The sequence below is a fragment of the Allobosea sp. LjRoot90 genome, assembly GCF_964254315.1.
In the GTDB taxonomy this organism is placed as follows: domain Bacteria; phylum Pseudomonadota; class Alphaproteobacteria; order Rhizobiales; family Beijerinckiaceae; genus Allobosea.
Genome location: NZ_CAXUTF020000005.1, coordinates 102,834 through 121,468, shown reverse-complemented (window position 1 = coordinate 121,468; position 18,635 = coordinate 102,834). Strand labels below are relative to the sequence as shown.

General features: G+C 65.7%; 18 protein-coding genes, 1 tRNA gene and 1 pseudogene. 3 read left to right on the top strand and 17 right to left on the bottom strand.

Going from position 1 to position 18,635, the window contains the following annotated elements; all coding sequences use genetic code 11:
* Positions 1–56 precede the first annotated feature (56 nt).
* Entirely contained in the window at positions 57–539 is a 483-nt protein-coding gene (locus ACSQ3M_RS19125; RefSeq protein ID WP_057191519.1) for an Lrp/AsnC family transcriptional regulator, read from the bottom strand.
* Positions 540–660: 121 nt separating this feature from the next.
* On the opposite strand from ACSQ3M_RS19125, the gene ACSQ3M_RS19120 reads away from it, so the two are divergent.
* Positions 661–3,054 (top strand): transketolase-like TK C-terminal-containing protein, encoded by a 2,394-nt coding sequence (locus ACSQ3M_RS19120; RefSeq protein WP_436151661.1) that lies wholly within the window; start codon positions 661–663, stop codon positions 3,052–3,054.
* A gap of 16 nt (positions 3,055–3,070) precedes the next feature.
* Here ACSQ3M_RS19120 and ACSQ3M_RS19115 read toward each other — a convergent pair whose 3' ends face one another.
* From ACSQ3M_RS19115 to ACSQ3M_RS19090, 6 genes are all read right to left on the bottom strand, one after another.
* Positions 3,071–3,532, bottom strand: coding sequence for a hypothetical protein (locus tag ACSQ3M_RS19115; protein ID WP_436151660.1), 462 nt, complete (start codon positions 3,530–3,532; stop codon positions 3,071–3,073).
* Between the two features lie 126 nt (positions 3,533–3,658).
* Complete coding sequence (locus tag ACSQ3M_RS19110) at positions 3,659–5,056, bottom strand: MFS transporter (RefSeq protein WP_436151659.1); 1,398 nt, start codon at positions 5,054–5,056, stop codon at positions 3,659–3,661.
* Positions 5,053–5,724, bottom strand: coding sequence for an LON peptidase substrate-binding domain-containing protein (locus ACSQ3M_RS19105; protein WP_436151658.1), 672 nt, complete (start codon positions 5,722–5,724; stop codon positions 5,053–5,055). Before ACSQ3M_RS19105 ends, ACSQ3M_RS19110 begins: the two co-directional genes overlap by 4 nt.
* A gap of 22 nt (positions 5,725–5,746) precedes the next feature.
* Positions 5,747–6,646, bottom strand: a complete 900-nt coding sequence (trxA, locus tag ACSQ3M_RS19100) for a thioredoxin (protein ID WP_436151657.1) — start codon at positions 6,644–6,646, stop codon at positions 5,747–5,749.
* Positions 6,647–6,725: 79 nt separating this feature from the next.
* Positions 6,726–7,277, bottom strand: coding sequence for a prolyl-tRNA synthetase associated domain-containing protein (locus ACSQ3M_RS19095; RefSeq protein WP_436151656.1), 552 nt, complete (start codon positions 7,275–7,277; stop codon positions 6,726–6,728).
* Between the two features lie 22 nt (positions 7,278–7,299).
* The gene (locus tag ACSQ3M_RS19090) at positions 7,300–8,019 is read right to left on the bottom strand and encodes a TIGR02117 family protein (protein ID WP_436151655.1); all 720 of its coding nucleotides are present in this window, start codon (positions 8,017–8,019) and stop codon (positions 7,300–7,302) included.
* Between the two features lie 179 nt (positions 8,020–8,198).
* Between ACSQ3M_RS19090 and ACSQ3M_RS19085 the strand changes: the two genes are divergently transcribed.
* Both ACSQ3M_RS19085 and ACSQ3M_RS19080 read left to right on the top strand, forming a co-directional pair.
* Positions 8,199–8,273 (top strand) — tRNA-Gly (locus ACSQ3M_RS19085).
* Positions 8,274–8,571: 298 nt separating this feature from the next.
* Positions 8,572–8,841: a hypothetical protein gene (locus ACSQ3M_RS19080; RefSeq protein WP_436151654.1), complete on the top strand. Its 270-nt coding sequence runs from the start codon at positions 8,572–8,574 to the stop codon at positions 8,839–8,841.
* A gap of 48 nt (positions 8,842–8,889) precedes the next feature.
* On the opposite strand, the gene ACSQ3M_RS19075 is transcribed toward ACSQ3M_RS19080, so the two are convergent.
* The 10 genes and pseudogenes from ACSQ3M_RS19075 to ACSQ3M_RS19030 form a co-directional block, all read right to left on the bottom strand.
* Positions 8,890–10,533, bottom strand: coding sequence for an ABC transporter substrate-binding protein (locus ACSQ3M_RS19075; RefSeq protein ID WP_436151653.1), 1,644 nt, complete (start codon positions 10,531–10,533; stop codon positions 8,890–8,892).
* Entirely contained in the window at positions 10,509–12,011 is a 1,503-nt protein-coding gene (locus ACSQ3M_RS19070) for a M81 family metallopeptidase (RefSeq protein WP_436151652.1), read from the bottom strand. Before ACSQ3M_RS19070 ends, ACSQ3M_RS19075 begins: the two co-directional genes overlap by 25 nt.
* A gap of 316 nt (positions 12,012–12,327) precedes the next feature.
* Positions 12,328–12,621, bottom strand: a pseudogene (locus ACSQ3M_RS19065) (transposase); the annotation flags it as partial.
* Between the two features lie 91 nt (positions 12,622–12,712).
* Positions 12,713–13,135: a hypothetical protein gene (locus ACSQ3M_RS19060; protein WP_436151952.1), complete on the bottom strand. Its 423-nt coding sequence runs from the start codon at positions 13,133–13,135 to the stop codon at positions 12,713–12,715.
* Between the two features lie 296 nt (positions 13,136–13,431).
* The gene (locus ACSQ3M_RS19055) at positions 13,432–14,196 is read right to left on the bottom strand and encodes an amino acid ABC transporter ATP-binding protein (protein WP_436151651.1); all 765 of its coding nucleotides are present in this window, start codon (positions 14,194–14,196) and stop codon (positions 13,432–13,434) included.
* Positions 14,197–14,223: 27 nt separating this feature from the next.
* On the bottom strand, positions 14,224–15,066 hold the full coding sequence (locus ACSQ3M_RS19050) for a transporter substrate-binding domain-containing protein (protein WP_436151650.1): 843 nt from the start codon (positions 15,064–15,066) through the stop codon (positions 14,224–14,226).
* A 41-nt stretch (positions 15,067–15,107) separates the two neighbouring features.
* Complete coding sequence (locus tag ACSQ3M_RS19045) at positions 15,108–15,749, bottom strand: amino acid ABC transporter permease (RefSeq protein ID WP_436151649.1); 642 nt, start codon at positions 15,747–15,749, stop codon at positions 15,108–15,110.
* Between the two features lie 8 nt (positions 15,750–15,757).
* On the bottom strand, positions 15,758–16,426 hold the full coding sequence (locus tag ACSQ3M_RS19040; protein WP_436151648.1) for an amino acid ABC transporter permease: 669 nt from the start codon (positions 16,424–16,426) through the stop codon (positions 15,758–15,760).
* Between the two features lie 178 nt (positions 16,427–16,604).
* Entirely contained in the window at positions 16,605–17,699 is a 1,095-nt protein-coding gene (locus ACSQ3M_RS19035; RefSeq protein ID WP_436151647.1) for a Gfo/Idh/MocA family protein, read from the bottom strand.
* Positions 17,696–18,559 carry a sugar phosphate isomerase/epimerase family protein gene (locus ACSQ3M_RS19030; RefSeq protein ID WP_436151646.1) on the bottom strand — a complete coding sequence of 288 codons (864 nt, stop codon included), beginning with the start codon at positions 18,557–18,559 and terminating at the stop codon, positions 17,696–17,698. Before ACSQ3M_RS19030 ends, ACSQ3M_RS19035 begins: the two co-directional genes overlap by 4 nt.
* Positions 18,560–18,635: the final 76 nt, after the last annotated feature.

Genomic DNA, 18,635 nt, shown 5'->3' with positions numbered 1-18,635 from the left:
GCATCGGTTCTGGATTCCGGGCTCAGGCCTTCGGCCTGCCCCGGAAAGACGATGTGCTAACCCCGCCCGAGTTCCACCGGCACCGAATAGGAGCGCTTCACCCGTCCGAGCGCGAAGCTCGATTCGATCGAGGCGACATTGTCGAGCCGCGTCAGCTTGTCCTTGAGGAAGCGCTCATAGGCGGCGAGGTCGCTGACGATGATGCGCAGCAGATAGTCACGCTGGCCGGTCATCAGATAGCAGTCGGCGACCTCGGGCCAGCGTGAGACCGCCGCCGCAAAGCGGTCGAGCTCCTCCTCGCGCTGCCGCTCCAGCTTGATCGATGCGAAGACCGAGACCGGCAGGCCGAGCTTCTCCTGGTTCACGATGGCGACATAGCCCTCGATGATCCCGGCTTCTTCCAGGAGGCGCACCCGCCTGGCGCAGGGGCTCGGCGAAAGCCCGACCTTCCCCGCCAGCTCCTGCACGCTGATGCGACCATCCGCCTGCAAGGCCTGGACGATGCGGCGATCGATATCGTCGAGCTTGAACTCTGGCATTTTCCCTCGCTCTGCCCGGCGAGCTTAGCGGAAACCGCCAATTCGAGAAGCCGGCGAGATGGTGTTTAGCTGCCTTCCCCAAGGCAATTGTGCATGATGCTCCGGTCCAAGGAGCATCCCGATGTCCGATCCCCGTCTACCCATCCTCGCCGAGCTTGAGAAGAAGATCCTCTGGTTGGCGTCGTGGACGATCCACAACGCCAATCATCTCCGCGACAATGGCGACGGCATGAAAGTCGGTGGCCACCAGGCCTCCTCGGCCTCGCTGGCGACGATCATGACGGCGCTCTACATGGCCGCGCTGAAGCCGCAGGATCGCGTCGCGGTGAAGCCGCATGCCTCGCCGGTCTTCCACGCCATCAACTATCTGATGGGCCTGCAGACGCAGGAGAAACTCGAGAATTTCCGCGGCTACAAGGGCGCGCAGAGCTATCCCTCGCGCACCAAGGACATCGACGACGTCGATTTCTCCACCGGCTCGGTCGGCCTCGGCGTGGCGCAGACGCTCTTCTCCTCGCTGGTCCAGGACTATGTGAAGGCGCATGGCTGGGCCAAGGACGCGCCCGAAGGCCGCATGGTCGCGCTGATCGGCGATGCTGAGCTCGACGAGGGCAACATCTTCGAGGCCCTGATGGAGGGCTGGAAGCATGGCCTGCGCAACACCTGGTGGGTGATCGACTATAACCGCCAGTCGCTCGACGCGGTCATCCGCGAGGGCCTCTACGACCGTTTCGAGCAGATGTTCAAGAATTTCGGCTGGGATGTCGTCACGCTGAAATACGGCTCGCTGCAGCAGGCCGCCTTCAAGGAAAAGGGTGGCGAGCGGCTGAAGGCCTGGATCGATTCCTGCCCGAACCAGCTCTACTCGGCCCTGACCTTCCAGGGCGGCGCAGCCTGGCGCAAGCGGCTGATGGACGATCTCGGCGATCAGGGCCCGGTGACCAAGCTGATCGAGAAGCGTTCCGACGCCGAACTCTCGGCGCTGATGTGCAATCTCGGCGGGCATGACCTGCCCTCGATCCTCGAAGCCTTCGAGGCGATCGATCACGATCGGCCGGTCTGCTTCCTGGCCTATACGGTCAAGGGCTTCGGCCTGCCGCTGGCGGGGCACAAGGACAACCATTCCGGGCTGATGACCAAGGAGCAGATGGAGGGTTTCAAGACGGCCAACAAGATCCGCCCCGGCCATGAATGGGATTTGTTCGAAGGGCTGGCGCTGCCGGAGAAAGAGATTCGCGCCTTCCTCGACAAGGTGCCGTTCTTCGCCAAGGGCCGCCGGCGCCATTCGTCCCCTGCCCTGCCTGTCCCGGCCAAGCTGGAAGCTGGCATCCAGGCGACGATGTCGACGCAGATGGGCTTCGGCAAGGTGCTCGACGAGTTGGCCAAGCTCGGCGGGCCGCTCGCCGACCGCATCGTCACGACGGCGCCCGACGTCACCGTCTCGACCAATCTCGGCCCCTGGGTCAACCGGCGCGGCCTGTTCGCACGGGCCTCGATGGCCGACACCTTCAAGGACGAGCGCATCCCCTCGATGCAGAAATGGGAGTTCTCTCCCAAGGGGCAGCATATCGAGCTCGGCATCGCCGAGATGAACCTGTTCATCAACCTCTCGGCGCTCGGCCTGTCGCATTCGATCTTCGGCGAGCGCCTGATCCCGATCGGCACGCTCTACGACCCGTTCATCTCGCGCGGGCTCGATGCGCTGAACTATGCCTGCTACCAGGACGCCCGCTTCATGGTCGTCGCGACGCCCGCCGGCGTCACGCTCGCGCCCGAGGGCGGCGCGCACCAGTCGATCGCGACGCCATTGATCGGCATGAGCCAGGACGGGCTTTGCGCCTTCGAGCCGGCCTTCGTCGACGAGCTTGCGGTGATGATGCGCTGGTCGTTCGAGTACCTGCAGAAGGATGGCGAAGGCGATCCGGACGAGCGCACCTGGCTGCGCGACGAGACCGGCGGCTCGGTCTATCTGCGCCTGTCGACCCGCCAGGTCGAGCAGCCCAAGCGCGCCATGACGTCGGAGCTGGAGCGCGACATCATCGACGGCGCCTACTGGCTGCGTAAGCCCGGCCCAAACGCCTCCGTTGTGATCGCCTATACCGGCGCCGTCGCGCCCGAAGCGATCGAGGCCGTCGGCCTGCTCGGCGAGGACCGCCGCGATGTCGGCCTGCTCGCCATCACCTCGGCCGACCGGCTCAATGCCGGCTGGCAGGCGGCTGAGAGGGCGCGCCAGCGCGGCAACCATGCCGCCACCAGCCATGTCGAGCGCCTGCTCGGCGAGTTCTCGCGCGACTGCGGCATCGTCTCGGTGCTGGACGGACATCCGGCGACGCTCGCCTGGCTCGGCAGCGTCCACGGCCACAGGCAGAAGGCGCTCGGCGTCGAGCATTTCGGCCAGACCGGCACGGTCGCCGACCTCTACCGCCATTTCGGCATCGACGCGAACGCGATCGTGCACGCGGCAAACGCCGCCGCGCCAGGCCGGCCGGTCAGGTACCTGAAGGCGCTGCCGTAAGGCGCGCCGTCATCGCTCACGCCTCGCCGGTGTAGCCGCTGCTCAGATAGGCCTCGAGATCGGCGTCGCGGCGCGGCGAGAGCAGGAATCTCCGCCATGCCGCGGTCTCGTGCGAGACCGCGGTCATCTCCCAGATGCAGAACGTGCCGCGATGGGCATGAGGGGCGTCGAACGGCGCGAACGCCGCCATGCCCTCGTCGATGAACTGCACGGTTTCCCAGAGCTCGTTGGTGCCGCGCCAGGTGCAGAGCAGCAGGAAATGGAAATGCTCGCCGCAGCGGTGCAGGATGGCGAAGCCGACCTCGCCGTGCCGGCCGGCCGCAAACCCCTCCGCCGCTTGCCGCGCCAGCACGACGGTCGCGGCGTCGATGCCGGCCTCGGCGATCTCGTACCATTTCAGCACGGCCTGCGGAGCGACGAGATTGTCGCCGGCCTTGACCTGCTTCGGCTGAGCGCCCTGCCCCGCGGGCGCGTCCATTTCCACGATCCGCACCGCAACCCTCCCTCCTGCGCAGTCAGGCTTTGAAGTTGCCTGCGGATCACGATAGCGGGCCTGCTGCCAGCGGGAGTCGGTAGCGATGCTGGGCCTGCGCTCAGCGCTAGGCTAGGGCCGCCTGACCTTCACCCCGGCCAGCAGCCAGCCGCCGAGCAGGAAGAATGCGATCAGCACTGCCAGGCCCGCGCGCTGGCTCGCGAAGATCGTCGTTGCCAGTGCGACCAGCGTCGGTCCCAGGAATGAGGTCACCTTGCCGGCCAGCGCGAACAGGCCGAAGAACTCGCCGATCCGGGCCGGCGGCGCGATCCGGGCGAGCAGGCTGCGCGAGGAAGCCTGCAAGGGGCCGGCGACGAGGCCGATGAGCAGGCCCAAGCCAAGATAGACCTTCTCCGGCAGCGAGGCGAAGAGGCCGTCGCCGGGTGTCGCGGGCGCGGCCTCGATCACGAAGGCGACCTGTCCCGGCCCGAGCGAGAGGATGCCGATACAGGCGAAGAGCAGGCAGGCGATGGCGCCGAGGATCACCGGCTTGCCGCCCAGGCGATCGTCGAGCTTGCCGCCAAGCCAGGCGCCGAACGTGCCGGTGACGGTCAGGAGGATACCGAAGACGCCGAGCTCGATCGTCTGCCAGCCGAACACACCGGCACCGTAGATGCCGCCGAAGGCGAAGAGCGCGACCAGCCCGTCCTGATAGATCATGTTAGCGAGGAGGAAGCGGCCGAGTCCGGGCAGCGACGGCAGTTCCGCCACCGTCGCCTTGAGCCGCGCAAAGCCACCGGCCGCAGCTTCCTTCAGCGGGATGCCGCTGCGCGGCGTATCCGGCGTCAGCAGGAACATCGGCGTGACGAAGATCACGAACCAGAGCGCCGTCAGCGGCCCCGAGAAGCGATCGCCCTCGCGGGCTGTGGCATCAAGCCCGAACAGGGGCGACAGGCCCACCAGGGTCTTGCCAGTCTGCGGATCGGCGGCGAGAAATCCGAGCGTCAGCGCCAGCGAGATCAGCCCGCCGAGATAACCGACCGCCCAGCCGGTGCCCGAGAGCCGCCCGAGCTTCTCCGGCGGCACCAGCCGCGTCATCATCGCATTGTTGAAGGTCGTCGCGAACTCGGCGCCGATCGTACCGATGATAAAACCGGTGAGTGCGATAGGCACCGCCCAGGGCGAACCGGGCCTGGCGAACCAGAGCATCCCAGAACCGATGACGAGCATGGCGCCGAACACCGCGATCCAGGGTTTGCGCGGCCCGGTCTTGTCGGCAATGCCGCCGAGCAGGGGCGAGACCAGTGCGATGGCGAGCCCGGCTAGACCCGTCGCATAGCCCCAGAGTGCCTGGCCCTCGGCCGGATCGCTCGCCAGCGCCGACGCGAAGAAAGGCGCGAAGACGAAGGTGGTGACCAGCGTGAAAAAGGGCTGCGCCGACCAGTCGAAAAAGATCCAGGCAACGATCGAGCGCCGCGGCGGGTAGACCGCCGGCACTTCGTCGGAAGCAGGCAGGGAAACGACGCTCACTGCAGAGTCGTTTCCGGGTCGGAACCGCCCCGCGCCAGCTCGATCTCGGTGATCGCGACCAGCACCTCGGCCCGGCTCTTCAGGCTCGGCGCCTCCAGCAGCGCCTGCTTCTCGGGCGGGCCGAACGGGCACATCATCGAGAGCGCGTTGACCAGCGCCTCGTTCGGCGCCTCGTTGACGCCCTTCCAATCGATCTTGAGCTCGTTCGCCTTGGCGAAGCGGCGCAGCGCCTTGATGAGACCAGGGCGATCGACCTCCTCCTCACCGGCGCGCGCCTGAAAATCGAGCGTAAAGCCATCATAGGCGATACGGGCCTGGCGATAGGGCGTGGTGACGGAAAGCTCCTCCTCCAGCCGGAAGCGCGCGACGCCGGTGAGCGTGATCACGTAGCGGTCGTCCCCGGTCTCGGCGAACTGGGTGATGCGCCCGAGGCAGCCGACCTGGAGCAGCGCCGGCACTTGCGACTGCCGCCCGTTTTCAGGCTCCGGCTGGATCATGCCGATGACGCGGTGCGTGCGCAGCGCGTCATCGATCATGGCAAGATAGCGCGGCTCGAAGATGTTGAGCGGCATCTGGCCGCGCGGCAGCAGCAGCGCGCCGGCGAGCGGAAACAGCGGGATCACCGCCGGGCAGTCTTCCGGCCCGGAATAGACCGCGTTCATGCCCATCGGCTCGCGCTCCTCTTCCACCTCACGAAAACAGCAGGACCGACAGCTTGCGACGGCCGGCGACGCTGTGCTCGTCCATCGGCCCCCAGGCCTCGAACAACTGCAGCAACTGCTTGCGGGCGCCGTCATCGTTCCATTTGCGGTCGGCCTTGATGAGCGCGATCAGATGGTCGACCGCCTCCTCGCGCCTGTCGCGGGCGTTCAACGCCAGCGCCAGGTCGAAACGCGCCTGATGATCTTTCGGGTTCGCCGCAAGCCTGGCCTCGAGCTCGGCCGTGTCGCCGAGCGAGGCGGCCTGCTCGGCGAGCTCGATCGCAGCCCTGACCGCAGCCACCGCCGGATCCTGCGCCTTCGCTTCGGGAACCATGGCAAGGAAGCCCTTGGCGCCCTCGATGTCGCCGCCATCGAGATGCAGGCGTGCCAGGCCGGCGATCGCCGCGACGTTATCCGGTTCGGCGGCCAGGACCTCGGCATAGAGCTCGCTTGCGCCCGCCGCGTCTCCCGCCTCCAGAGCCTCCGCCGCAGCCGCCAGCACCTCCTCGATCGGCCCGGGACCCATCGGCCCCACCAGCTTCTCGATGAAGGCCTTCACCTGGCTCTCGGGCTGAGCGCCCATGAAGCCGTCGACCGGTTGGCCGCGCTGGAAGGCGATCACCGCCGGAATTGACTGGATGCCGAGCTGGCCGGAGATGGCCGGGTGCTCATCGATGTTCATCTTGACCAGCTTGACCTTGCCGCCGGCCTCGTTGACCACCTTCTCGATCACCGGAGTGAGTTGCTTGCAGGGCCCGCACCACGGCGCCCAGAAGTCGACCAGCACCGGCTGGTTCATCGATTCGGCGATGACATCCTGGCGGAAGCCCTGTGTCGTCGTATCCTTGATCAGCCCCTTGTCCGGGGCGGCATCGCCATTGATCAGCATGGCTCGTCCTTCGCTTAGCAATCTGTCGACTTGAAATCCGGATGCCCACCGTAGCGGGCCGTCCCATAGATGGGTGGCTTCAGCCGTTCTGTCCATCGTCCGGCGGTACTGGAAGTTCAACGATCCGCGGCTCGTGCCCAACGGCCCGCAGGAAGGCGAGCATGTCGTCGCGCGCGATGCCGAGCGTCGCCGTATTGACCAGCGGATGGAAGTTCATGCGCTCACCGCTCATCAGGGCGGCGTCGAGCACCATGGTGACGCGCCCGCCGCGATCGTTGATCACGGCAAAGGCGGTGACCGAGCCCGGCGTCACGCCCAGCGTCTCCATCAGGAGCTCGGCCGAGCCGAAGGAGAGCCGACCGCTGGCGCCCAGCGTCTCGTGCAGCCGCTTCAGGTCGATCCTCGTGCTCTCCAGTGCCGAGACCAGGAAGAGCTTCCCCTTCTTGTCCTTGAGGAACAGGTTCTTGGTGTGGTGGCCGGGAACCTTGCCGCGCAACTCCTTCGATTCGGCGACGGTGAAGACCGCGACATGGTCGATACGCGTGGTCGCAAGACCGAGCGCCTCGAGCGTGGCGATCAGATCGGCGGGCGTCGCCGGCTTTGGTACATCGATCGGCAGAGCGAAATTCATCCGGGCAACTCAGGCTTTCTGGTCAGCGCTCCCCAGCATCGCCGGGGCCGAGCGACCACATGAGCGATTGCGCCAGCGGCGTCCAGAGCCCGATCGGCAGGCCGGCCCTGCGCAAGCCCTCCCCGACCCAGACATTGCAGCTGCGCAACAGCCAGAAGCGATCGCGCCCGCGTAAGAAAGCGTCGCCCGCGCCATGGCTGACCCCGGGCAGGATCACCGGCCCGCCCGCCTCGTCCAATTGGAGGCTGACCTCGATATGACCGACGAGCGCGCGATATCCCGCCTCGCTCACCGTGAAGCTGCGCAAATCCGTTCCCGTCCGGACCGCAGCCACCGGCTGGACATGCACGACCGAGCGATCGAAGGCGGTGGCTTTCAGAATCAAGCCCAGCGACAGATCGGCCAGGGTGCCGAGCTCGGTATAGGCCGTCTCGGCCCCCCAGCCGAGGGCGACCCAGGGCGCATCGCGATAGGGCTCGGTCAAAGGCGAAGCCGCCAGCAGCGGCCGCCAATCCTTACTCGCGCTCACCGTCGGCAGCACGATGTCGCTGTGGAAGCCGTTGCTCGCTACATAGATCGTGACGCTTCGCTCGCCGGGCTGCGCCGGCCCGAAACCGAGCGGGACGGCACCGGCGATAATCGCCAGCGTGGAGAGGAGGACTAGTGTCGCCAAACTCAACGCAACGCGGAGCGTCCCCCGCCCGAATCGCTCGATCCTGCTTCTCACCGCTGCCTTCGCCATGCCGGTCCTGCTTCTCGCTCAAGCCAGAGGATCGGAAAGAGGGGGTGGGAAGTCCAGGTTTTAACGGCCGGAATTGGCCGCCCGGCAGGTCTGTGTGAAATTCCTGCAACAAGGCGCTTGCGCTTCCCGCCGCTTTGGGGCAATAACCCGGCCGCGCCGGTGGCGCGACTGTCTCGGATGCGGGTGTAGCTCAGGGGTAGAGCACAACCTTGCCAAGGTTGGGGTCGAGGGTTCGAATCCCTTCGCCCGCTCCAGACAATCTCAAGGCTTGAGAGGCACGTAAGCGTCGGGTTTCCCGGCGCTTTTTGCTTTTCTGGGCCTGAGCGATTGGGGGCGATTTCTGAAGGGCTCCGAAAGCCCGTGGTTACATTGCGGTTACAGGGACGCTTCGGGAGCACATAGGTCCTCTCGGGCGTGCTCCCGCCATCGTCGATGCGAAGATTGCCCGCTCGCCCGTCGGCCAGCTGCTCCGTCGCGCCAGAACGCGGCTGTCGGCAAAGGCACGCGGTAGTTCTCGCAGATTTGTCGTATCTGCCATTCGGAGATGCCGAGATGCGCGGCAACCTGCGGCATTTCATGCGACCCGATCAGGTCATAGAGCTGGCGGCGGGTCAGGTTGGAAGTCATGTCGATGCCGATGGCAGCAGACGAGTCGCCTGCAGGGTGCCGCCGCAATCGGATTTGAGTGAGACCGGAGAAATCCGCAGTTACCTCGCGGTTGCAATCTCGCAGACCCACGCTGCTGCAACCCTCGGCGTGCATGATCTCGCCGAGCGGTTTCGGCCCAGGGCATCGTGGTCTCCATCAAGTTTTGCAACCTGATGGAACCACAACCTACCGAAACCGCTCAATTCTTTTCGGGTCGGGCTCTCAGGCCGCTCGCACGTTCCAAGGATAGGGCGAGATGCCTTCGAGAACTCCGGTGATCCGCTTGGTGAAGGCAGTTTTGACGAAATACTGGCCGAGCGGGACGGTCGCCACCTCCTGCAGCGCGATCGCGTTAATCTCGACGGCCAAGCGTTTCTGCTCGGCCTCGGTCGAGGCGTAGAGATAGGCTTGGACCTTCTCTTCGACCGCTGCGTTCTTCCACCAGCCAAACCAGCCGGCGTCGCCCTGTCCGCGCACCAATGGCGAGATCGCCGGATCGGCATAGCTGACTGCCGGGCCTGCCGTCGTAAAGATGCTCCAGCCGCCTTTCTCGACCGTTTCGCGCGAGGCACGGCGCTGCACGAGCGTGCCCCAATCGCTGGCGACAAGGTCGACATTCATACCGAGTTCCTTGAGGACGGCGAAGGCAACCTGGGCGAAGGCATTGACTACTGGCAGGTCGCTTGCGGTCAACACCACCGCCTTCTCGCCTTTGTAACCGGAGGCAGCCAGGAGGCGCTTAGCTTCCACCATGTCGCCACGCATCAGCGTCTTGCCGGCGGTCTCGTCGGCGAGGGGGGTGCCGCACGGAAACAGACTGAGACATTCCTTGAGCATGTTGTTGTCGTCGCCAACATAGCCGCGCAGAAAATCCTCCTGCTTGATCGCCATCAGGACCGCACGCCGTACGGCGGGATTGTCGAATGGCGCTTGCAGAGTGTTCATGCGCAGCATAGCGAGCCGGCCTGCCGGCTGGTCGATTTGCAACTGCATGCCGTCCTGCGCGAGACTGGCATAAAGATCCGGGAGGGGCTGCGCCCACCAGTCGATCTCATTTCTCTTCATTGCGGCGGCAACAGTGGAGGCGTCGCCAATGATATGCCATTCGATGCGCCGGAAATGCGCGACCTTGCCACCGCTGCCCCATTCCGGCGCCTCCGGGCGCGGCACATAGTCGTCGAACTTGGCATAGGCCAGCCTGCTGCCCTCGACCCAGTCCTCCTTCAGGAAGCGATAGGGGCCTGAACCCGTGGTGTCCGTGATCGCCTTGAAGGCATCCGTCCGTGCGACCCGCTCGGGCATGATGAACAGCCCCGAGGTATCGGGCTTGGCGAGCGCGTTCAGCATCAATGGGAATGGCCGCGTCAGCCGAATGACCAACGTGCGGTCGTCCGGTGTCTCGTATTTCTCGACCACCTTGGCCATCAATTGGCCGAAGGGATCGCGCTTTGCCCAGCGCTCTATGCTTACAGCGCAATCGATGCTGCGGACCGGCGTGTTGTCGTGGAACTTCAGCCCCTCGCGCAGCCGAATGCGCCAGGCGAGACCATCGGCCGTGACCTCGTAGCCTTCCGCCATCTGCGGCTTGATCTGGAAGTTGCGATCGAAGGCAAACAGTGTGTCATAGACGTAATAGGCATGGTTGGTCGTTACCGTTGCGCCCGTCCAAACCGGATCCAGCGAGACCAGATTGGATTGTGGAACATAGCGTAATGTGCTGACCGGTTGGGCAAGCGCCGGGCGTGCCAGTGCCGGCAGCGCGGCGGTCGCAGCGACGCCCTTCAGAAAGGTGCGACGATGCAATGGACGACGAGGCATGGAAGGACGATCTCCGGTGATGCTCATTGAACCGGCCGGCCGGCGCACTTGCGGATGCCAGGCCGGACATGACGGAAGGGCAACGTGGATGGATCGACGATCACCGGTCCCGGCGACGCGGCGACGATGATGCGCTCGGCGATCGGCTCGTAATCGGCCCGAAAATGCACCGATGACTTCAGCACGATGATCGGGCACTCGGTGGGCTCGACACCCAGATGGCGCAGGATCGCCTGATCGTAGGCCTGCGTCTTGCGACTCGCAATCATCACCCTGACGCCTGGCTCAAACGCGACCAGCGCCGTCGCTCCCAGCTTCGCGCGATTGCCTTGGCCCATCGGGCCGGTCAGCGTGAAATTGCCATCGCCGAGCTTGAGCACCCGAGCGAGGCCTGAAAACGGCACACCGTCGGACTTGCCGCCGAGATCGAGCTGCAAGGTCGCGCCCTCTCCAGCGGCGTGACAAGCGCGGGCGGAGTCCGCGTCGTTGATCAGGCAGACCACCGCTCCTTGGGCGCCCTGTCCGACCAGTTCAGCCAGTAGGCCGGTCGTGTCGCAATGGCCGCCGCCGCCGGGATTATCTTGCGTATCGGCCAGGATCACCGGGCGATGTGCGTCCTTGGCGGTCTTCAGGGCCTCGGCTACCGCCGCGGCGCCGGGTATGGCGTCAGGGCGGAAATCGTTCTCGCGCGCGTTCAGATAGGCCAGAAAGGCATCCGCCGCCGCGTCGGCCTGTCCCTGGGTGTCGGCGTGGCAGGAGACCGCGGCGCCGCAATCGGCAAAATCGGCGTAGGGAAAGCCAAAGCAGAAGCCAAGTTCGGCGACCTCGAACTGCGCGCTGATCGCCGCGCGTTCCGCCATCACGCTGCGCATCGGTTCGGTCATCGTGCATTGGCCGCTCAGCGTGAACCAGTAATCGAGCTGCCGGAACGCCTTGGCGAAAGGTACGCCGCGCGCGACCCGCGCCAGCAGCAGCTTCGCAGCACGGGCGCCGGTCTCGCGCTTGTCGACATGTGGATAGGTTAAATAGGGCGCGATACCGTCGCTGCAGGCGACCATTTCCGCCGTCAGGTTGGCATGCGGGTCGAGGCTGATCACCACCGGCACATCGGGGCCGAGGATACGCCGCAACCGCAACAGCAACTCACCCTCCGCGTCAGGGATGCTGTCGGTCAGAGCTGCGCCATGCAAGTCGAGATACACACCGTCGAGCGGGCCCGCCAGCAGCGCGTCGGAGACATCGGCGCAGAGCATCGCCGCAATCCGCTCGAAGGCCCCATCCTCGATCGGCCCCGCCGGCATGCCGAGACACCAGAGCAGCGGCAGGAGCGTAGCTCCGTGCGCCTCGAAGACGGGAATCGCGCCGGCAAGCGCTGTCGCCGTACCGGCGATCTCCGCCATTAACGCCGCTCCCCGCGTCAGCGGGGGAAAGCCCGCGGGATTCAGGAAATCCGAAAAGACCGTCGCCTTAGGGGCGAAGGAATGGGTTTCATGCTGAAAACCGCCAATGGCAAGACGAAGGGACATGGAGTAGGTCTCGGGTTTCGCGATCACTGCGGTAATAGGCGCTGTCACGCTTACATTGTTGATCTGCCCCTATCCGTCGTCAGAACAATTGGCGCAGGTCGCGGCGTGGATTAGCGGAGCGTCGGCCTTGTCCGAGGGTTGATGTTATGCGGCGAGCTAGCGGTGCTGCAAGCGTAGGTGTTCGCCAGTCTGTTGAGAGCCGGCTCGGGAAAATTGAACCGGTCGGATAAGTGGAGCTTCTGCCTGAACGCGACATGATGGCCGCGACAGGAGAGAGCTGCGCCGGCGAATCTCCTGCACCGACCAGCGGATCAGCGGAGCGCGGTCTCGGCCGCACCCGGCTTTTTGGGAGCGGCGTATTGGCACGATGGCGGATCACCGCCAGCATGGCGAAGGTCATCATCACAAACGAGGCGCGCCGGTGCCAACCGTGCCAGGAACGGGTCTCCTTGTGATCGAGCCCGAGTTCGGTCTTGGCGGTCTCGAACGCGTCCTCGATCGCCCAGCGCCGCCCCTCGACCGCGACCAGGGTCTCGACCGGCGTGTCGGCCGGGCACCACGTCGTGAAGTAGGTCCGCTCGCCGTCGCCCAGGCTGCAGCGGATCAGCAGCGCATGAAGGACAAGGCATCGACTAAATTTTTAGACATCCTACCGTTGAGATGGTCGACGCGAGGCGGGCAAGCCACTCAGATTTCGGGCGTCACCGTTCCCTGAAGGCTTTTGCGATCTGATCTTTCAGAGGTTTGACGATGTATTCGAGGGGAGTCCGGTCCTCAGTCTTGACGAACACCTCGGCCTGCATGCCGGCGTTGACGCGGTTTTGGCCGAGGCGAGCGAACTCGGCCGGGGCAAACGAGACGCGGATGGTGTAGAAGGTCGCGCCAATCTGCTGGTCGCGGCTGGTGTCGGCCGAGATGCGGGTGACCGTGCCGGCAAGCTCTGGCGTGGTGCGCTGGTTGAAGGCGTGGATCTTGACCCGCGCCTCCTGGCCGAGCGCGATCCGGCCGATCTCGGTCGTCACTGTCTTGCGGCCGTAGCCGTTGCAGCTGTTGCCGCCTTCCTCGCCCGCCAGATGATGATCCAGGAGTGCGTCAGGAATGCGGGGAGCTTTGCGTCGTGCCATCGGGAACCTCCTTCGGGTTCATTATGGCCGCCCGCACACGAAATTCCTGACAGTTCCCGGCGGTAGTGCTCAATCTGTCCGCTGGTTGAACGCCAAGCGCATACGTCGGCAGTGCGCCAGGAGCGGACATTGGGCTGGTTCCGGGAACCGGACATTCCAGGTCCTCAGGTGCGTCCGCTCGATGACCGGCAACTGCGGCTCGAATCCTGGCGCTAAAAATCGCAGATGGTGGTGATGTCGCGGTCACCGCGACCCGTTGAGGCTGGTCATCGCCGCGGTTGCGCTCGACGCTTGTTTCAATGCCGCGGCAGGATCTCGCCGAGGAACTTCCGCGTGCGCTCGTGCCTGGGATTGCCGAAGAAGTCCTGCGGCGCGCCCTCCTCGACGATGGCGCCGCTGGCCATGAAGATCACGCGGTCCGCGACCTGGCGCGCAAAGCCCATCTCATGGGTGACGCAGATCATCGTCATGCCGTCCTCGGCGAGGCCCACCATCGTGTCGAGCACCTCCTTGACCATTTCCGGGTCGAGGGCCGAGGTCGGCTCGTCGAACAGCATCACCTTCGGCTCCATGCACAGCGCCCTGGCGATGGCGACGCGCTGCTGCTGTCCGCCCGAGAGCTGCGCCGGAAACTTGTCGGCCTGGTTGAGGATCTTGACCCGGTCGAGCAGCCGGCGAGCGGTTGCATCCGCCTCCGCGCGGGATACCCCGCGCGAGCGCATCGGCGCGAGCACGCAGTTCTCCAGCACGGTCAGATGCGGGAAGAGATTGAACTGCTGGAACACCATGCCGACCTCGCGGCGGATGGCGTCGATCACGCCAGCATTCTCGATCAGGCGAGTGCCGTCGACGACGATCTGCCCGTCCTGATAGGGCTCAAGATGATTGATGCAGCGGATCAGCGTCGACTTGCCAGAGCCCGACGGCCCGCACAGGACGATTTTCTCGCCGGTGCGGACCGAAAGGTTGATGTCCGTTAGGACCTGGAAGCTGCCGAACCACTTGTTCACGCCTTGCATCGTGATCATCGACGCGGGCGATGCGGCGGCTCTGTCAGTCATGGCGAAGCCTTTCAAATCGTCATTGTGTCAGCTGGCGACGAACGGAATCTCCGGCACGCTGTCCGGGAAGGGCGGCAGCGGGTTCTTCATCCACTTCGGGTAGATCTTCGCCAGCTCGCCATTGGCTTTGATCTTGTCGATGAAGCCATTGATGAAGGCGTTGATCTCCTTCTCGCCGAGCCGCGTGCAGGCGCCGTTGTAGAGCTTGGTGAACTCGAGCTTGTTCTCGTAGACGCCCGGTTTCGCCTCCTCGAGGCGCGGAACGTAGAAGATGTTGCCGCCGACGGCCTGGACCTGGCCGGAGAGCAGCGCCTGGATCGTCGGCGCGTCGCCGTCGAAGCGCCGGATCGTGGTGCCGGGAGGCGCGGTCTTGGTGACGTCGGCATCCTGCACGCTGCCGCGGGCAACGCCGATCGTGTACTTGCCCATATCGGCATGCGTCTTCACCACCACGTCCTTGGGTGCGATAAAGGTGATGATGTTGGCGGCGTAAGGCTTGCTGAACTGCACGGCCTTGGCGCGCTCGGGCAGCATCGCCATGGTCGCGAACAGCACATCGACGCGGCCGGAGGTCAGCGCCGGAATGCGGTTGGCGACGGCGAGCTGCACGAACTCGGCCGGCACGCCGAGCTCCTTGGAGAAGAGTTCCGAGATATCGGCGTCGAGCCCCTCCTGCTTGCCCGCGGAGTTGACGAAGCCCCAGGGCGGGTTGTCGCCCTGAATGCCGATGATGACCTTGCCGCGGCTCTTGATCTCGGCCGGCGTCGCCGCCACGGCTGGTCTGGTGATCAGCATCGGCGCGGCCAATGTGGCAGCGCCGACGGCGATGAGCTGGCGGCGATTGAGGCCTGTTCTGGTCGTATGGGTCATCGTTCCCTCCTGCATTCTTGGTCTTGGTGATGCCGCCGATATCAGTGCGAGGCCGCGGCAAGCCTGCGCTCCAGCCGCGCGCCATAGAGCGAGAGCGGCCAGCAGATGAGGAAGTAGAGAGCGCCCACCACGCCGAAGACGAGCAGGGGCTTGAAGATCTGGTTGGAGATGATCGTCCCGGCCCGGGCGAGCTCGGTGAAGCCGACGATGGCGGCGAGCGAGGTGCCCTTGATCAGCTGGACGAGGAAACCGATCGTCGCCGGCAGCGAGATCCGCAGCGCCTGCGGCAGGATCACGTCCCGCATGCGCGAGACATAGCCGAGGCTCAGCGCCTTCGCCGCCTCGGTCTGCCCCTTCGGCACGGCCTCGATCGAGCCACGCCAGATCTCGCCCAGGAAGGCGCTGGCATGCAGCGTGAAGCCGATGGCGACGGAGAGCCAGGCGTCGAGCTTCAGGCCGACCAGGGCCAGGCCGTAATAGACCACGAAGAGCTGCATCAGGAGCGGCGTGCCCTGGAACAGGGCGATGTAGCCGGCCGTCGCCCGCTCCAGCGGAACGTTGCCGGAGGTGCGGGCGAGCGCGATGCCGAGCCCACTCACTGCGCCGCAGGCGAAGCCGATCGCGGACAGAAGAATCGTCCATTTCAGCCCGGTCAGCAGGAAGAGGAGTTCACTTCCGTTCATGGCGCGCCTCACTTCACCGGGTAGCTGAAATGGCGCGCCGTGATCTGCGCGAACATCCGCATCATCAGCCAGGACATGGCGAGGTAGAGCAGCGTGACCACGCCGTAGACCTCGAAGCTGCGGAAGGTGTTGTTCTCGATGTTCTGCGCGACCGAGGTCAGCTCGTAAGCCGAGATCGCCGAGGCGATGCTGGTCGTCAGCGTCAGCAGGATGAACTGGCTGGTCAGCGACGGGAAGATCGCGCGCAGCGCCGGCTTCAGCACGACCAGGCGGAAAACCTGGCCCTTGTGCAGGCCGAGCGCCAGCCCGGCCTCGATCTGGCCCTTGCCAATCGACTGAACGCCGCCGCGGATGATCTCGATCGCATAGGCGCCGCCATTGACGCCGAGCGCGATGATCGCCGTCGGCGTCGGATCGAGCCTGATGCCGGCGAGCGGCAGCGCGAAGAAGATGAAGTAGATCTGGACCAGGAACGGCGTGTTGCGGATCAGCTCGACGAAACCGATCACCAGCCAGCGCAGCCAGCGATAGGGCGAGTCGCGCAGCACCACGCCGCCGATGCCGATGACCAGCGCAAGCACCATGCCGGCGAGCGCCAGCCCGAGTGTGCCGAGGCAGCCCCATAGCAGGTCCGGAAGCCCCTCGATGACGGGGCCGAAATCGAACTTGTAGTTCAAGACGTTTCTTCCCTCTTCTGCTGGACCTTCTTGCGGGTCCGGTTGTCTTGCCTGCGGTTCAGTCGCTCCGTCTGTGCCGCGGTAGCGCGGCATCCTCCGTCATCGTTCTCGCCCTTGCTGGCGCCCGCGCTCGGCGAGTGCCGGGGATCGACGGCTGGCTAGCGCCGGGCTTTCCGGCTCATGAGGCTCTCCGCTGCGTCTGTCCGGGTTGGGATGTGAGCAGGGTCGCGTAGCGGTCGCGCAGGTCGATCCGCTTGCCGGTCGCGGCGGCCTCGGCCACGGCGAGCGTCGCGATCAGCGTGCGTGCGCCGTCCTCGACCGGTTGCAGGGACACAGCCGTGCCGCGGACCACGTCGCGGAAATGGTCGAGCTGGGCGATGTAGGGATCGAGCGTCGGCGCATGGATCCGCTGCGCCTGGATCGGCTGGTTCCAGCTCGGTTCGCCGTTCGCCTGCGTCCACGCGACCAGATTGGGGAATTCGAGCGCGCCCTGGCTGCCCATGAAGCGGTAGCTGCTCTCGCCGCTGAACGGGAACTCAGGCGACTCTCCGACACCCTGCTCCGTCGTCCAGGGCGAGACCGCGCTGTCGCTGGCGAAGAAGGTCCCGATCGCCCCATTCTCGAACTCGATCAGCACGCCGGCCGTATCCTCGACTGCAAAGCCGCGCTGGCGGTTGGAGAGGACGGCGCCGACCGAGACGATCTCGCCGACGCTGAAGCGCAGGAAATCGATCTCGTGGATCAAGTTGATCAGGACGGGCCCGCCGCCGGCCTGCGTCCGCCACGACGCGACCTTGAAATAGGGATCCGGCTTGTACGCTGCCCAGATGGCGGAGACGCCAACCAAGTTGCCAATCCGGCCCTCGCCCAGCAGCGACCGCAAGGTCGCGACCTGGCGATGGTGGCGGCGGTGATGGCCGACCAGCGACCGGATGCCGGCTTTCCGGAGCTCGCCGATCAGCGTGTTCGCCGACTCCAGCGTATCGGTGACCGGCTTCTCGATCAGGATATGGATGCCACGGCGGGCGCATTCGATGCCGTTCTCGGCGTGGAGCTGATTGGGCGAGGCGATGATGACAGCGCTCGGCCGCGCCTCATCGAGCATGGTGCGGTAATCGGCGAAGACGCGCGCCTGCGGATTCTGGGCCGCGACCTGCTCGGCATTGACATCGGCGATCCCGACCAAGTCGAAATCGGGATGCTCGGCGATCTTCGCCAGGTGCTTGCGTCCGATCAGGCCTGCGCCGATCACGCCGATTGCGATGTTCGTCATGCTCTCACGGATCCCTGTGTTGTCGGGCGGCTCGGCGCGTTGCCGACTTCGGACGCCTTGTGCGGAGACAGGCCGTCCAGCAATCGACGCGTCGCGGCGTAGGCCGTCGCGATCCGCGAACGCGCATCGGGTCCGCGCATCGGCAGTTCGACACTGAGCGCCGCATCGGCCGGCAGCGCCTGCAGCAGCGCAGCGAGCGGCAATGCGCCCTGCCCCGGCGGCAGGCGTCCTTCGCGCGCCTCCGTGATGGCGTCGGCGTCGCTCGCCGGCTGGGTCGCGGCCGCGTCGCAAAGCTGAGCCGCGCACAGAAAATGTCTCGGCAAGTCCGCGAGATCGCCGGGATCGCCACCCGAGCGGCTGAGATGCAGTGCGTCCACGAGCACGGCGCCGTTGGGCCTGCCTGCCTGGCGTACGATCGCCTCGGCCTGCGCCAGCGTCCCGACCACGCGCCAGCGCATGAACTCCAGGTCGACACGCAGGCAAAACTCGCCGGCGAGATCGCAGAGCGCGGCGAAGCTGGCGGTGAGGCGTAGGCGATCGGCGTCGTCGCCGGACACGGTCACTGCCGAGGCACCCAGTTCGGCTCCGGCTTCGAGCATCGGCGCAAAGGACCGGATGTCGAGGCCGGGTGTGAGCTGGATGAATTCGATCTCGTTCAGGCGCACGCCTTCCGACGCCAGGATCGTGCACAGTTCCCGCTGGGCCCAGGATCCGACACGGAGCGGATAGGCGACACCGCCTGCCATCGCCGGATGGACGCGCAAGCCAATGGAACCAAAACCCGCACTTGCTGCCTCCCGGGCCAGTTCCGGCGGCGAGAGCTCGAGCGCCGTCAAATGGGCCAGGCCGAGCGCGCTCATCGGGCCGCGGCCTTCACATGGCGGTCCGGTTGTCTTGCACCGGCTTGCCGCACAGCGCCTGGGGACGGGCGGACCC